We start from the raw sequence: 14,041 nt of genomic DNA on the forward strand, positions 1-14,041 counted from the left end.
AATTTTGTTAAGGAATATCTCAGAATCTTGCTTATAGATACGGTAAGATTTAATAATGATTTCGCTGGTCTTCATCAGTCGCTAATAGTTGTAATGAAGTCATAACAATTGGCCTATAGAATGACTACAAGGCGATTTAGTAAAAATCCCTAAAGTTATTACTGCTTATTACCGCAATGATTATGGCAACAAAATGTAAAATTATTTTGAAATAATTTACAATTATGGTGATATGACAAAAATTTAAAAACAGGAGAAATTGTCATGTTTGGATTTATCAAAAATTTAATCGGTGGTATTCTTGGCTTCATCGGTGGGTTATTTGGCAAAAAAGATGAATACTACTTGGAACTAAAAGAAGAAGTTGGAGAAACTACACCAGCAGCAGCACCCGTAGCACCAGCAGCAGTAGTAAAAGCAGAACCCGCTCAAGCACCAACCCCCAAAGCAGAACCCGCTCAAGCAGCAAAAGCAGAACCCGCAAAACCCGCAGTAGCAACTGAAACAAATTTTGCAACTAAATATTTAATTACTCCATCTTCTGGTGGTCGTCGTCGTCCAGGTGCGAACATGAGTAGTTTTCTGGATATGGCAGGTCAAGTGAAAGTACCTGGATAAATCAATTTTGGATTTTGGATTTTGGATTTTGGATTTTGGATTAATTAACTTGTTTAATATAGAATATATTGCTCGTAGTGAGGACTTTAGTCCTCAAAATCAGGGCTGAAGCCCTTACTACAAACACAAAGACAAATCCTACCTTTAATCCAAAATCTCCAACTTACCGATTTATCAATTACTTGACCAGTTTTTCAGAAACACAATGCCACTGTACAACTGAAAAGCTGCATCCCAATTAGTATTTTCCCTCCTAAATAATTGAATATGATTTAATTAATGTAACGGCGGTTTGATAGTCTTTACGTTCAAAGGCGGCGATAACTTCTTCCAACATGACTTTATATAAACTTAAATGAATTTCTCACGCCTAGAGCGTCGATTCAGTAATGCTAGGTAATCTGTTTTTACCTTGTAGGGGCGAAGCATTCGGACAGAATATCAATGGTTTTAGCGATAGGTTATCACCCGAATGCTTCGCCCTGACGATTAATGAATCGGTGTTCTAGAAGTAAAGACACAAACAGCGCTATCTTTATCTTGGTGCGTGAGATATATCATTTATACCCACATTCGGCAAATTACATTCACTTCTGAATAATTATCACAAAGTATTGCGGTTTATGCCTCACAAGCAGCCGTAATCAAGGATAATGCTACAATTGGGGCAGTGACAGCGCGGAGAATACGACAACCCAGGGAAACAGGCTGAAATTTTGCTTTTATAGCCATTTCAATTTCCTTATCTGTCCATCCTCCTTCTGGTCCTGTGGCAATGACAATTTCACCTATATTTTCACCTATATTTTCACCTATATTTTCACCTATATTTTCACCTACAATTTCACCAGAGAGGTTATTTAGCACTTTTGTTAAATGTGGATAATTTCCCCGCGCTTCACAAATATAACGCTTATAACGCTGATTTGCTGCACTTGCATTTACAGCGGTGCTAAAAGCTACAGGTTCTAAAATGGTAGGGACAAAAGCACGCTCTGACTGTTCCGCCGCTTCAGCAGCTATGCGTCGCCAACGTTCTAATTTTTGGGGACTGGGGTTGATGAGGGTGCGATCGCTCAAAACTGGTACAATACAAGTTACACCTAACTCAGTACAACAACGGACAACATCATCAAAACCATTTCCTTTTGGTAAAGCTACCATCAAAGTTATAGATACAGGTAACTCTGTTTTCACTTCCAGTAATTCTAAAATCTCTCCTGTTTCTCCTTTTAAATGGGTTAACCACCATTTACCCATACCATCCATTGCGATAAATTTATCTCCATCTTGTAATCGCAAAACTCGCAATAAATAATGTTGTTGTTGGGGTGTTAATAAAATTTTTGTCTCTTGAATTTGGGAAATTTGAATTGTGATCCTTTGCATTTTGAATTATATTTTGTTGAGGTATAGATTTTAGTAGAATGAAACTAAGCTGGAAAATAAAAAACCTCTTGTTTGTAAATATTATAGTAATTGTAGTATTTTTAATAGGATTAATGGCTGTATTTCCTACACCAGTCATAGCTGAGGAAAATACACCAGACTGGAGTTATGCAGGTGCAGCAAATCCTACTCATTGGGGAGAAATCAGTTCTGAGTTTGCGCTTTGTGAACTAGGGAAAAATCAATCTCCCATCAATATAAATCATGCAGTAGAAGGAACTCCTATTAAAATAGAGTTTAACTATCAACCCACACCTTTATTAGTTGTTAATAATGGTCATACTGTCCAAATCAATTACAACCCAGGTAGCACTATGAAAATTAACGATGAGGAATATGAACTCATCCAGTTTCATTTTCATACACCTAGCGAACATACTATTAATAATAAAGCATCTGCTCTGGAAATGCACTTGGTACACCGCAATGTTAAAAACCAATTAGCAGTTGTGGGAGTGATGATGAATCAAGGTTCAGCTAATCCCTTAATTGATCAGATTTGGCAGCATATTCCCGCAGTGGGAAAAATCAATGACATTGAAAATTATACGATTAACGCTGCCAATTTACTACCTAAAAATAAAGATTTTTTCAGTTATATCGGTTCACTAACTACACCACCATGCAGCGAAAATGTCAAATGGAATGTACTAACAGAAACAACTCAAGTTTCTGAAGAACAAATTGCAGCTTTCCAAAAATTATATCAAGTAAATGCTCGTCCAGTACAACCAATAAACACTAGAAAAATAGAATTTCACCCCTCATAGGTTAGTTATTATTTGTGGATTTTTAGGGTTAATAATTCAGGAGTCAGGCGGGAAATTCCCACCTGTTCAGAAATCAGAATGTGTGAATAATCTGGAGATGATTAAAATTTTCTTAACCAAAGTAATTAGGTTCGTTCCCTGGTTTCCATTTAATATTGCAACCCACACTAGGAATTTGTTCACTGGTGACAGCTTGATCAACTAAAACGGCTTCAATTGCTGCGCGTAAATCTGCACCTGTTACTGGTTTATTATTACTAGGACGGCTATCATCTAATTGTCCGCGATAAACTAATTTTCTTTCTTGATCAAATAGGAAAAAATCAGGTGTACAAGCTGCTGTGTAAGCTTGTGCTGTTTCCTGGGTTTCGTCGTAGCAAAAGGGAAATTTAAATCCCAACTCTGTGGACATTTCTTTTAAGGATTCAGGTGCATCATTTGGGTAGTTTTGAGCATCGTTAGCACTAATAGCAACTATTCCCAAATTACTATTAAAGTAATCTTTTCCTAAATTGGCTAATTCTTGTTGGATATGCTTCACAAATGGACAATGCCGACAAATAAACATCACTAATAATGCTTTTTTATCTGCAAAATTAGCTAGTGAAATATTTTCTCCAGATACTACTTCTGGTAGATGAAATTCTGGTGCTTTAGTACCTAGAGGTAACATTGTTGAAGCAGTTAAAACCATAGATTCCCCTTTGCTTAATGCTAACAACATACCATAAATTTTTTGCCCACATTCCCAAATTAAAAAGACGAGAATTTTCCCGTCTCTCTAGTTTATCAATTGTTATGTAAGCTGTTATGTAAGCAGATTTTAATTATTTTCTACAGGCTTTTTAAAATTCCGATAACACCGTGTCCTGTGAATACTTCTAAGGCTATCAGAGAAATGAAACCAATCATAGCTAAACGACCATTGAGTAATTCTGCATAAGGTGTAAAACCTGTGCGATCGCCTTGTTCGTCTACATATACTTTAGGTTCAACTGCAAAGTTATTCATTTTGCCTTGATCGTCAATCATAGAACCGTTTGTAGCCATTATGTTATCTCCTTAACTTTTCTCTATATTAAGAACTGTAACAGATAAATTAATTTTTGTAAAGTATCTGAATATCTGGGATATATGTATGATCATCCAGAGAGTTTGATTTCTCTACCTTCTCATCAATCAACTTGCTAACTGGTTAATTGCTATCTTTATTAAAAACCTTAATTTTGAGTAGTTATGGATAAATTTAGAGTAGAAGTTATTGCCAAAACACCAAACCCCCAACAAGTCATTTATGCTGCGATGCACCAAGACTATACAGACGGGTTTGTATATGATCAGCGAGACAAATGGCCTACCGAGTCCAAATGTGGTGAAATTATCGTCAAGCAACTCCTAGCAGGAGAAAGAGGACATTACGGACCATTAGAACATCCGCAAATAATGTTTAACTGTGGTTACTTTCCTCATAGCGTCATGCAGCAAGCACGCACACACAGGGTAGGTATATCATTTGATGTGCAATCTTTTCGGTATACTGGCAACCAGTTTATTGAAGTGGTAGAAGGTAAAAAAGACATAGAAGATGTTTTCTACTTACGTCCTGTGGGCTATTACACAGATAGACAAGGTAAAAAATATTATTATTCACCAGAAAAAAGAGCAGCAGACTTACAATGGTGTTTAGAAGCTGCCAAACAATACAAAATTGACTTTGAAGCAGGAATGTCTGAGGAACATATCAGAGGTAAAATGCCTTTTGATTATCGTCAGCATTTTGTTGTGAGTTTTAATGTCAGGTCTTTCTTACATTTTGCTGACTTAAGAAATAAGAAAGATGCTCAACTAGAAATTCAAAAGTTATGTGAATTAATGTGGCCTCATTTTGAAGAATGGATTCCTGCAATAGCTGAATGGTACAAAAAATCTCGCTTGGGTAAAGGCAGATTAGCACCTTAAAATCAAAGATGGATAGATCCCCGACTTCTTGAAGAAGTCGGGGATCTGATTAATGATTAACTATAGCAAGGTATAATTATTTCGCAGTAATTTTAGACTTTGTAAAATTGTTATTGTTCACGTTCTATATTATAATTCGACAGTAAAATAGCGATCGCACACCTTGATCAAGGTAAGGCTGTTATTCCAGTGTGGTTAGATGTTATTTATCAAAAATTGAGTCAAAAATTAATTAAGTAAGGATTTAGAGAATCTATGCAACGAAAAAGCACAAGTAAATCGCAGTCTAAACCTCGTCGTATAATTAACGAAAGATACTGGTTAAAAGATGATGCCAAAAAAGGAGGAATGGCTAATGTTTATAAAGCGCGTGATCTAGAGTCTGACGAAGAAGTGGCATTTAAGTTTTTTGAAAATCGTAATTTAGATCAAGAAATTTTAGCTGAATCATATAAACGTGAAAAACAATCACTGAATAAATTAGAACACGACCATATTGTTAAACTTATTGATGATGGCAAAGATGAAGAAACCGGTCATGAGTTTCTTGTCCTTGAGTGGATGGAAAAAAATTTATCTGAGTATTTACAAGAAAATTCTTATAAAGATAAAGGTTGGGATGATTTTTGGCATGATATAGCTTTACCTATACTAGAAGCTCTGGATTTTGCTCACCGTCGCCAAATTGTTCACCGTGATATTAAACCTAGTAATATTCTCATTAGTAGTCATAGCAAAATTAAACTTGCTGACTTTGGCATATCTAAGTTTAAGAAATATCTCGAACCTAGTCGTACTGTTTTAGCATCTGGAAGATGTGAACCTTATACACCTAAACCCAATGAACATACAGGGGGAATATATGACTATAAGAGAGATGTTTATAGTTTCGGAGTATTAGTTCTTTATTGCCTAACAGATGTAGAATTAGCAGATTATGATGATATTTCTAAATCTCTTAATCAACTTCAAGTTCCAGAAGAAATAAAAGAAATTATTGAAAGCTGTGTTTCTTTTAATCCAGAAGATAGACCAGATACGGCGGAAATCCTTTTGGCAGATTTGAAAGTTGCTCAGAAGCAAAAAGAAACTCCAGATACACGCAAGAAAGAAACTTGTTATGTTGATTTTGCCAATAAAGATTGGTCACAGAAAGCTCAACATATTCTGCAAGTAAATTCTTTACAAGAGGTTCGTCAAATTATTCTGGATGACTGCAACTTGTATTGGAATCGCTAGAAAAGAATATAAAGATGTTGATTTTGATTTGTGCATTATAGATGAAGCCTCAAAAGCAACAGTAACAGAAGCTCTTGTTCCTATCTCAAAAGCCAAACGTGGAATTTTAGTCGGAGATCCTAGACAACTCCCACCCTTTGCAGATGAAGTTAAGAAGGAGGAGTAACCTATTATTGGGAACATCTTGGAATGTTAAACAATTCTGAATATAGTCATAAGTGGGAAGAAAAGAAAAATTGGTATAGAAAAAATGATATATTTCTTTATGAAGAAGGTGTTGGTAAAAATGGGGTTTTAATATTAAGTGAAGACGATTATACCAATGACAGTCCTTATGGTAGTATTAATTCCCAAAAAATTCATCAATTAATTGAAAAGATTTTTGGCAACCCTTAAATGATTTGTTTCAAATATCTTGTTGATTAAGAGTTTAAATTGTTAATTAATTCTTCTATAACTGAACTTTTATCTTCTTCCGATAAATAATCAAAAACTTTTTTAACAATTTCGGGAGACGCATTTTGAGCAAACCAATCTTCACTAGGATTATCTTGAATATTCAAAAAATACTTTAATCGTTCCTCTATAGCTTCCTTATCTGGTTTATCTAATTGTCCAATTCGATTTAACCAATTTTCCGATGAATCTTTAAAAGAATTAGCATCAACTGTACATATTTGATGAACTAGGACATAGGAATTTTTATCAAGACCATTTCTAGCAGTACGATTAATTGGATAGGTGGTTGGTAAACCATTAAATGTTGTTTGTGAAGTTAGAGGAATCACAGAAAAAGTTGCTATATATCCAGATTCATCTTGAAATTGATCACTTGTCCAGATGATATAGGGATGTGTTCCTCTAAAAACCCTACTGGAATTAATATTCTCTTTACAGGTTTGACATTCTACTTCTCCTGGTTCATCTAAATTATAAATATGAACATGACCCAGTTTGCAACGAAGAGATACTCTGTAAGGATTAATCCAATAAATCCAACCCTGTCTAGGTTTTTGTCCAGCCACTTTTATGATCCTAATTCACTGATTAATTTTGCTCTTTCTGCTTGCAGATTTAGTTTTACTTTTTCTTCTGGTTGATGGTTTTTTTGAGCTTCAACCATTGGCGCAGTGCTATACACATACTCTAGTAATTGATTTATTTTATCTTGTCCTGCACCTGCCCATTCTCTTCTAATGTTATCAAGAATTAGCTTGAGACTTAAAGGTAAATCTAAATCATCAACATTACCTGATTCCGTACCAAGTTTAATCAGTATTGTATTACCTTGAGATTCTTGAATAATCTCTTTTCCATTCATTGTCCTTAAAACATTATCTATTTCCTCGTTCCAAGGTCCATGACGATAATAGCACCAATCTAAATCAGTTAATTGATTGCCTGTCCATTTGACAGCATAAAGATCAGCCAAATACAAGAATTTAATTAGCTGTGTTTTTGTGATATATCCTTTTGTCGCATAGACAAAATATTTGATGAGTTTATCCAGCATAATCCTTATTTCTCCCGATTATCATAAGATTATCTAATTCCTTTAGGTTGGCAATATAAACATATATAAGTTTTGTATGAAAGTTAGACTTTTTATGGAGTTATCATAATTTTCCATCGGCTAATTATAATTCGTTTTTATCTCAATTTCTGACAATTTTTAACCTAGCTGCTATATTTATAGTGCTAATGCACTATAGTATCATATTTGGATTATGTAGGGTTTGCTGAATAAACCTAAAACCTTGATATATCAAAGGTTAGAGGCTGATAAACACAGAAATTAGTGCAAGGGTTTTGAAGGGTATACCGGAAAAAGTGTGCATTTTTTGGGATTTCAAGAGATGGCAAAGAAATTTTCAAATCTCCTCCTGACTCCTGACTCCTGACTCCTGACTCCTATGCCATCACGGAAAGACTTTCTCAGCAACCCCTATGTAATTACAGTTAGCTACACAATTTTTGACTCAAGATCACCCCATACCTTCCTTTGGGTATTTGTAACTACTGTAAACAAGTTGCTAGTTATCACAATGATCAGCAAATCACTAATAACGTAAGTTGCTAGTTATACAAGAAAGGCTCTCAAATCGAAGTAACAAGGATAAGTAGATAGCAATAAAGCAGGGAACACAATCATAATTCATTCTTTTTCCTGACTTCTGACTTCTGACTCCTGACTCCTATTCTTAACTAGCAACTTGGGTTAATAGACACAGAATGCGATCGCCTCATTTCCCTCGTTTGTGACTTGGTGAAATTGATATTTTATGTGTCAATAATCAACAATAACTATACTCTAGCTAAAGTCACTTTTTCCGGCTGATTTTGATATTTACCCCCTCTATCTGCATAGGTAGTTTGACAGGGTTCTCCTTCTAAAAATAATAATTGAACGATACCTTCATTCGCATAAATTCTACAATCAGCACTTGATGAATTACTAAATTCCAGAGTAAGCGAGCCATTCCAAGAAGCCTCAGCCGGAGTAACATTAGCTACTAGTCCAACACGGGCGTAAGTGCTTTTGCCTAAACAGATTGCAGTTACATTAGGAGGCATTTGTAATTTTTCTAACGCAACTCCTAACCCATAAGAATGCGCTGGAATTATAAAGAAATCTCCATCTTCATCCTGCTGTAAAGGTACAGATTCTAAATTGTTCGGATTAAATCTTTTAGGATTAACAACCGTGCCAGGAATATGCCTAAACACTAAAAATTCTTTAGGTGACAACCGTATATCATAACCATAAGAAGATAAACCATAGCTCAAAGCTGGGACTTCTGTGCCAGTTTCCAATTTTACCGTGCGAACTAAGCTAAATTCAAATGGTTCAATCATGCCTTTCTTTGCTTGCTCAATGATCCACTTGTCATTCTTCAACATTTCAGAGTTACCTTTTTTACTAAGTTTGATTTTATGTGACTGAAATTACCAAACTCGTTATCCTAGCATGATTAAGGATACTAGTACAGCACGGCGTAAATAAACCAACCATTCTCAATCGCTAAAAAGCTTACGACCTATTATTTTTGATTTTTGACTTTTAACTTCCGCGAAGCGGTACTAGGTTCTAAAAAAATTAATTCATCTTCATACTTAATTAAATGTTATTCGCTAAAGCATAAAGAAAAATTATATGTCTATGGTGCAGCACATACCTTGTTCAATTAAGAATAATTAACCACGACTTCTGGCTCATAGTTACAAGCAAGAGAGTTGATATTGAATTAAAACGAGCGCGGCAGGGTTCGAACCTGCGACCGATTGCTTAGAAGGCAATTGCTCTATCCACTGAGCTACGCGCCCAAGACTCGTATCTGGCTTTTGAACAAACCATCCTTGATTATTATATACGCTGTTCCTAGTAAAAAGCAAGATAGAATTAAATATTTAACAATTTTTATAACGAACCATCACCTCATGAACCAGTAGATGTAAACTAAAAAACGAAACCAAGTAAGTATTTACGATATATAGCAGATGTCAAGGGGTAACTTTACCTTGAGTGCTAATCCTCTCAGACAGATATTTGGCAGATATCTGGTAAAGTATTTGGCAAACGTCTAATTTTATTTCACCATAATATAAATTATTATACTTGAGTCCATTTTGCCCAAATGAAAGACAAATCCCAAATCAAAACAGCCCCTGTGAGGAGTTAGTTGCTAGTGCCATGTTTATTCTTAAACGCCAGGATGTTGAAATATCTACCGTTCAGCACCCAACGCGGGATCAGAAGGTGCCGATCCTCCATTATCAGGGGCCAACCTTTCGCCTGATAAGTGTTTTTAAAGCTAGTCAAGAGGTTGAAGCTAAAACTCTGTGGCGATCGCTGACTGACAATCGAGGTAAAGCCTGTGTCTTGCTGGAAGAACCCGAACGCTTTAGCGTCTGGGGCAAAATTCGCTTGGAACAGCTAGACAGTGATACAGGTAGCCATAGCAATATTGAGATTTTGACATTGGCGAGTATTTTACTCCTGCAAGCCGTTTATATGGATATTGAAGATTTATTAGGTAATCGACAAGCAGGTTTATTTGAAAAAGATATCACAGGGATATTACAGCAAAAACAATTTCCCCAAGCATCTTCCCCAGAGTCAACCAAAGCTCTGCTAACTGTTGAACCCTCACAAATGCCCAAACTGCCTCCTTGGCAAGAAACTCATGTAATTATTCTCCTGGAAGAACTGCACCGACTAGGAAAAACATATTTTGGTGATATAAACTTTGCTCATCAATTAGAGGATAGGCTACAAGATATGCCAGAAGAAGAACTATTAATATTTATCGGTTGGTTAAATCAATCTCCACTGAGTAAACTTTGGCAGTAGGATGAATATTATTGGCTCACAAATGATTTCAGTGTTACCCAACTTCAGGTATCACATTGAGCAATTAATACTATTTCAATTACATAAGACCTTAATTATGTCAAAAATAGTAGTACAGTGCATTTACCTAGTGAAAACCTATGAGTAAATCCTACGACGATTCTTACAAAGCAAAAACCATTTTCACGACTCAAAGAATCATTTTGATTAGTATTGGCTGGGTAATGTTAGCCCTGTTATACTTCTTGTTGTTCAGCGCCAAAATCCCTGGTAGTCCCAACGGCGAAGAAATTCGTGAAGTTTGGTATTTATTAGGAACCAATATCTTTGAAGCTTCAGCTTACTTGGGTTCTGCTGTTCTCTGTTGGCGAAACTGGCAAAGTACCCAAATTATCAGCAGCCGAAAGGTTTGGCTGTTTATCGGCTTAGGTATGCTGGCTTATTTTATCGGTGGGATAGTTTTTGGCTATATAGAAATAGGTTTAGGCGAAGAACCGGATGTATCTATAGCAGATGTGTTTTTTGTCATGACTTATATCTTCCTGGGTGGAGGTATGGCTCTAGCTTTGTTCTCCCGACGCATCAACTTAGAAAAATGGCAATGGTTAATTGTGTTTGCTGTTGGTGCATTAGGAAGTTTTGTGGCTTGGTTCATTTCTCAGCAAAATGCAGCACCATTCGCTCAAACAAGTGGTATTTTGATGCAAATAAAACTGATTTTAGATTGGTTTTATGTAATTAGTGATGTGTTGTTATTAATTATCGCTACAATCATGTTATTAGCGTTTTGGGGAGGAAAAGTTTCCCGGTCATGGAGAATGATTGCAGCCGCAGCATTTTCGCTCTACATTGCAGATATGTGGTTTTATGCCACTAACTATCTTCCAAATTATCAAAGTGGAGACATACTAGAAGTGTTCTAGGTGTTTAGTGGAGTGTTATTTGGTATGGGCGCTGCTCTGGAATACAAAGCATCATTGAGCCTCAAGCGGCGTACCAGTGGACGCAAACGCAGTTAACAAATTTTGGTGTCTACCGTGAGAAAATTAACAGATTCTGACAAGCAAGAAATTCTCAAGTTATATAGAGAAACTGCCGAAACTACCTCGACTTTGGCAGAACGTTATGGAGTAAGCAACTCAACCATTAGCCGACTGCTTAAAAGTACCTTACCCGAAGAAGATTACGAATATCTTGTTTCTTTAAAACGCGCTGCCAGAACCCCTGAAGGCAGAGCGCAGGTAAGTTACGAGCAGTTACCCCTGTTGAGTCAACAACCAAAAATCGAAACAGCACCTGTAAGCAGTGATCAACCTAGCTTAGAGTTGCCCAAGGTTGAACCACCTAAAACGGTCATCAAAGAGGTGAAAGAGGCTCCTAAGTCTGAACAAATTCCACCTCCTATCCCGGCTATTAGAAGGGTGAAAACACGCTCTTCTGCCACGGAAAAACCAGAATTGCCGGTAGCTAGGGAAATAGAAATCGTCCGACATCGGCCACCTGAAATACCCAGCATCCCCAGAACCATACTAGAGGATGAGGAGCCAGAAGAAAACGTCATCAGCAATATGTTCGATGATGATTTACTGGATGAGTCTGATGATTTGGATGATTTAGACGATGATTTGTTTGAAGATGAGGAGGATTTTGAAGACGAAGATTTTGAAGAACCTACACCTCTAGTTACCAGACGTAGACCAGGAGAAGGAGCAGTTCAAGTTTTACCCTTGTCGGTGGCATCTTTGCCGAAAACTTGTTATCTGGTAATTGATCGCTCTGCGGAATTAATTACTAGACCACTCAAGGATTTTGGGGACTTGGGAGCTATTCCTACTATTGAAACCCAGCAGAAAACTCTGCCAGTGTTTGATAATCATCGCGTGGCCAAACGCTTTTCTACCAAACGCGATCGCGTGATTAAAGTTCCTGACAGTAGAATGCTGCATAAGGCTAGTAACCATCTCCAAGCCAAAGGTATCACTCGCTTGTTAATTGATGGTCAAGTCTACTCTCTGTCTCTGGTTTAGCAATGTTGCAGCAACCAACTGGTTATGGTGTAGTTATGGTGACAACTGCCACTGAAGAGGAAGCTAAGGCGATCGCTCAAACTGTGATCGAAGCTAAACTCGCAGCTGCTGTCAGTTTGTCACCCGTCTACTCTATTTACCGATGGCAAGGAGAAATTCACAAAAAGAATGAATGGCAGTTAATGATTAAGACTAATTTGGCGTTATTCTCTACATTAGCAGCCAAAATCAGAGAAATTCATTCCTATCAACTGCCAGAAATTATCGCTCTACCTATTCTCCTTGCTGGTACTGACTACCAACAATGGATCAATGAACAGGTAAAAATATAATAGTCTTTTCGTTATGTATAGCAGTCAGCAGTCAGAAGTCGTAAGGGCAAAGTAGGGGCGAAGCATTCGGAAAATAGCTTTGGAGAAAAATTAATAATTGTTCGCCCGAATGCTTCGCCCTTACAGGAGTCAGGAGTCAGAAATCAGGAGTTCATTTATTACCTATTCCCTATTCCCTATAAATAATGACAAACGACTGCTCAAGTCTATAATGTCTTGTTTCCGAGCAATTTGATCCAGCCATTCTGAAGGAATACCTTCCACGCCATAATAAATTCCCGCTAACCCACCTGTCACCGCAGCAGTAGTATCCGTATCTCCGCCTAAGTTAACGGCTTGAAGTACAGCTTGGGCGTAGGATGAGCTATTTAAAAAACACCATAAAGATGCTTCTAGGGTATCAATTACATAACCACCAGAATTAATCTCTTTGATGGGTATATCAGCAATTTTTCCACTGAAAACTCTATCAAAATGGGGTTTTTCCAAGGCATATTCCCCACTAGAATAGAGTAATTGAATCTTGTCCAACCCTTGCAAATAAGCTGCTTTGGGTTCTATTCCTGCCAATAGCTCTACAGCAATACTAATATAAATGCCACAAGCCATTTGCGATCGCAGATGGCCATGAGTAATGCAAGAAACTTGATGGACTCTTTTTATCAGTTCTGGAAAACTCCAGGTTTGATCAAAATAAGCCATTGGTAAAATTCGCATTAAAGAACCATTGCCATTACTATTTTCACCAGTACCACCTGCTTTTAGGGGTGTTGCTCCTTGTTGCCAATTAATAATAGCTTGTCTGGTAGTTCCACCAATATCAAAAACTTTACCATGAGCGCCCCAATAACCTTCTGTGTACCAGCGGGAAAAGGAACGAGCTATAGCATCTAGGGAAAAACCATCACACAAACATTCTGCCAAACACAAAGTTAAAGAACTGTCATCAGACCATGTTCCTGGTGGTTGATGCCACGTACCATAACCTAACATAGATGTGACCGGAGATTTTAGGCGTTCTGCACGACTTGTAAACTCCACCGGTACACCCAAAGCATCACCAACACACACACCCAGCAAACCCGATAATACCTTTGTAGTTTTTATCATCATTTTATATTACTCAGTGACGATTAGTAAACTGTCACCTGATCACCTGGAATACTCAAAGATGGCAGTGTAACTATAACCAAGGATGCAAAAGTTTACTAAATACCGATAAGTTCAACATCTTGCATTAATAGTAACAATGAATTTAGTAAATTTTCAAATCATCTGGAACATTTCAACTTCCGA

General features: G+C 36.9%; 16 protein-coding genes, 1 tRNA gene and 1 pseudogene. 10 read left to right on the forward strand and 8 right to left on the reverse strand.

Translation table 11 applies throughout. From position 1 onward, the window contains the following. Positions 1-264 precede the first annotated feature (264 nt). Positions 265-618, forward strand: a complete 354-nt coding sequence (locus tag H6F45_RS00665; protein ID WP_096571556.1) for a hypothetical protein — start codon at positions 265-267, stop codon at positions 616-618. Between the two features lie 621 nt (positions 619-1,239). On the opposite strand, the gene H6F45_RS00670 is transcribed toward H6F45_RS00665, so the two are convergent. Continuing rightward, positions 1,240-2,007, reverse strand: a complete 768-nt coding sequence (locus H6F45_RS00670) for a 16S rRNA (uracil(1498)-N(3))-methyltransferase (RefSeq protein WP_190346183.1) — start codon at positions 2,005-2,007, stop codon at positions 1,240-1,242. 38 nt (positions 2,008-2,045) lie between these two features. On the opposite strand from H6F45_RS00670, the gene H6F45_RS00675 reads away from it, so the two are divergent. After that, a complete protein-coding gene (locus H6F45_RS00675) occupies positions 2,046-2,837 on the forward strand; it encodes a carbonic anhydrase family protein (RefSeq protein ID WP_242052538.1) in 792 nt (263 codons plus the stop codon). A 112-nt stretch (positions 2,838-2,949) separates the two neighbouring features. Here the strand turns inward: H6F45_RS00675 and H6F45_RS00680 are convergent, their stop codons facing one another. Beyond that, positions 2,950-3,531 carry a thioredoxin family protein gene (locus tag H6F45_RS00680; RefSeq protein ID WP_190346251.1) on the reverse strand — a complete coding sequence of 194 codons (582 nt, stop codon included), beginning with the start codon at positions 3,529-3,531 and terminating at the stop codon, positions 2,950-2,952. A 140-nt stretch (positions 3,532-3,671) separates the two neighbouring features. Next, on the reverse strand, positions 3,672-3,887 hold the full coding sequence (locus tag H6F45_RS00685; RefSeq protein WP_137666841.1) for a chlorophyll a/b-binding protein: 216 nt from the start codon (positions 3,885-3,887) through the stop codon (positions 3,672-3,674). Positions 3,888-4,073: 186 nt separating this feature from the next. Between H6F45_RS00685 and thyX the strand changes: the two genes are divergently transcribed. The 4 genes from thyX to H6F45_RS00705 all read left to right on the forward strand — a co-directional run bounded on the left by thyX (position 4,074) and on the right by H6F45_RS00705 (position 6,431). After that, the gene (gene thyX / locus H6F45_RS00690; protein ID WP_137666842.1) at positions 4,074-4,796 is read left to right on the forward strand and encodes an FAD-dependent thymidylate synthase; all 723 of its coding nucleotides are present in this window, start codon (positions 4,074-4,076) and stop codon (positions 4,794-4,796) included. A 255-nt stretch (positions 4,797-5,051) separates the two neighbouring features. After that, positions 5,052-6,035 (forward strand): serine/threonine-protein kinase, encoded by a 984-nt coding sequence (locus H6F45_RS00695; RefSeq protein ID WP_190346184.1) that lies wholly within the window; start codon positions 5,052-5,054, stop codon positions 6,033-6,035. Beyond that, positions 6,007-6,201 (forward strand): AAA domain-containing protein, encoded by a 195-nt coding sequence (locus H6F45_RS00700; RefSeq protein ID WP_137666844.1) that lies wholly within the window; start codon positions 6,007-6,009, stop codon positions 6,199-6,201. The genes H6F45_RS00695 and H6F45_RS00700 overlap by 29 nt, the downstream gene beginning before the upstream one ends. Positions 6,202-6,224: 23 nt before the next feature. Next, positions 6,225-6,431, forward strand: coding sequence for a hypothetical protein (locus H6F45_RS00705; protein ID WP_190346185.1), 207 nt, complete (start codon positions 6,225-6,227; stop codon positions 6,429-6,431). 26 nt (positions 6,432-6,457) lie between these two features. Here H6F45_RS00705 and H6F45_RS00710 read toward each other — a convergent pair whose 3' ends face one another. The 4 genes from H6F45_RS00710 to H6F45_RS00725 all read right to left on the reverse strand — a co-directional run bounded on the left by H6F45_RS00710 (position 6,458) and on the right by H6F45_RS00725 (position 9,359). Next, the gene (locus H6F45_RS00710; RefSeq protein ID WP_190346186.1) at positions 6,458-7,060 is read right to left on the reverse strand and encodes a type II toxin-antitoxin system PemK/MazF family toxin; all 603 of its coding nucleotides are present in this window, start codon (positions 7,058-7,060) and stop codon (positions 6,458-6,460) included. A 2-nt stretch (positions 7,061-7,062) separates the two neighbouring features. Continuing rightward, on the reverse strand, positions 7,063-7,548 hold the full coding sequence (locus tag H6F45_RS00715; protein ID WP_137669570.1) for a type II toxin-antitoxin system antitoxin SocA domain-containing protein: 486 nt from the start codon (positions 7,546-7,548) through the stop codon (positions 7,063-7,065). A 791-nt stretch (positions 7,549-8,339) separates the two neighbouring features. Beyond that, positions 8,340-8,936, reverse strand: coding sequence for a dCTP deaminase (dcd, locus tag H6F45_RS00720; RefSeq protein ID WP_137668820.1), 597 nt, complete (start codon positions 8,934-8,936; stop codon positions 8,340-8,342). A 350-nt stretch (positions 8,937-9,286) separates the two neighbouring features. Continuing rightward, positions 9,287-9,359 (reverse strand) — tRNA-Arg (locus H6F45_RS00725). 367 nt (positions 9,360-9,726) lie between these two features. Here H6F45_RS00725 and H6F45_RS00730 point away from each other — a divergent pair. From H6F45_RS00730 to cutA, 4 genes and pseudogenes are all read left to right on the forward strand, one after another. Continuing rightward, complete coding sequence (locus H6F45_RS00730; protein ID WP_190346252.1) at positions 9,727-10,386, forward strand: Npun_F0813 family protein; 660 nt, start codon at positions 9,727-9,729, stop codon at positions 10,384-10,386. A gap of 140 nt (positions 10,387-10,526) precedes the next feature. Further along, positions 10,527-11,405 (forward strand): annotated as a pseudogene (locus H6F45_RS00735) (hypothetical protein). An 18-nt stretch (positions 11,406-11,423) separates the two neighbouring features. After that, positions 11,424-12,413: a transposase gene (locus H6F45_RS00740; RefSeq protein WP_096571539.1), complete on the forward strand. Its 990-nt coding sequence runs from the start codon at positions 11,424-11,426 to the stop codon at positions 12,411-12,413. Positions 12,414-12,415: 2 nt separating this feature from the next. Beyond that, the gene (gene cutA / locus H6F45_RS00745; RefSeq protein ID WP_187041094.1) at positions 12,416-12,745 is read left to right on the forward strand and encodes a divalent-cation tolerance protein CutA; all 330 of its coding nucleotides are present in this window, start codon (positions 12,416-12,418) and stop codon (positions 12,743-12,745) included. A 162-nt stretch (positions 12,746-12,907) separates the two neighbouring features. Here the strand turns inward: cutA and H6F45_RS00750 are convergent, their stop codons facing one another. After that, entirely contained in the window at positions 12,908-13,855 is a 948-nt protein-coding gene (locus H6F45_RS00750; protein ID WP_190346253.1) for an ADP-ribosylglycohydrolase family protein, read from the reverse strand. Between the last annotated feature and the right edge of the window lie 186 nt (positions 13,856-14,041).

This window comes from Sphaerospermopsis sp. FACHB-1194 (assembly GCF_014696235.1).
Classification (GTDB): domain Bacteria; phylum Cyanobacteriota; class Cyanobacteriia; order Cyanobacteriales; family Nostocaceae; genus Sphaerospermopsis; species Sphaerospermopsis kisseleviana.

Coding starts and splice junctions, on each gene's coding strand:
- H6F45_RS00665 (WP_096571556.1), top strand. CDS start 265: ATGTTTGGATTTATCAAAAATTTAATCGGTGGTATTCTTGGCTTCATC.
- H6F45_RS00670 (WP_190346183.1), bottom strand. CDS start 2,007: ATGCAAAGGATCACAATTCAAATTTCCCAAATTCAAGAGACAAAAATT.
- H6F45_RS00675 (WP_242052538.1), top strand. CDS start 2,046: ATGAAACTAAGCTGGAAAATAAAAAACCTCTTGTTTGTAAATATTATA.
- H6F45_RS00680 (WP_190346251.1), bottom strand. CDS start 3,531: ATGGTTTTAACTGCTTCAACAATGTTACCTCTAGGTACTAAAGCACCA.
- H6F45_RS00685 (WP_137666841.1), bottom strand. CDS start 3,887: ATGGCTACAAACGGTTCTATGATTGACGATCAAGGCAAAATGAATAAC.
- thyX (WP_137666842.1), top strand. CDS start 4,074: ATGGATAAATTTAGAGTAGAAGTTATTGCCAAAACACCAAACCCCCAA.
- H6F45_RS00695 (WP_190346184.1), top strand. CDS start 5,052: ATGCAACGAAAAAGCACAAGTAAATCGCAGTCTAAACCTCGTCGTATA.
- H6F45_RS00700 (WP_137666844.1), top strand. CDS start 6,007: ATGACTGCAACTTGTATTGGAATCGCTAGAAAAGAATATAAAGATGTT.
- H6F45_RS00705 (WP_190346185.1), top strand. CDS start 6,225: ATGTTAAACAATTCTGAATATAGTCATAAGTGGGAAGAAAAGAAAAAT.
- H6F45_RS00715 (WP_137669570.1), bottom strand. CDS start 7,548: ATGCTGGATAAACTCATCAAATATTTTGTCTATGCGACAAAAGGATAT.
- dcd (WP_137668820.1), bottom strand. CDS start 8,936: ATGTTGAAGAATGACAAGTGGATCATTGAGCAAGCAAAGAAAGGCATG.
- H6F45_RS00730 (WP_190346252.1), top strand. CDS start 9,727: ATGTTTATTCTTAAACGCCAGGATGTTGAAATATCTACCGTTCAGCAC.
- cutA (WP_187041094.1), top strand. CDS start 12,416: ATGTTGCAGCAACCAACTGGTTATGGTGTAGTTATGGTGACAACTGCC.
- H6F45_RS00750 (WP_190346253.1), bottom strand. CDS start 13,855: ATGATAAAAACTACAAAGGTATTATCGGGTTTGCTGGGTGTGTGTGTT.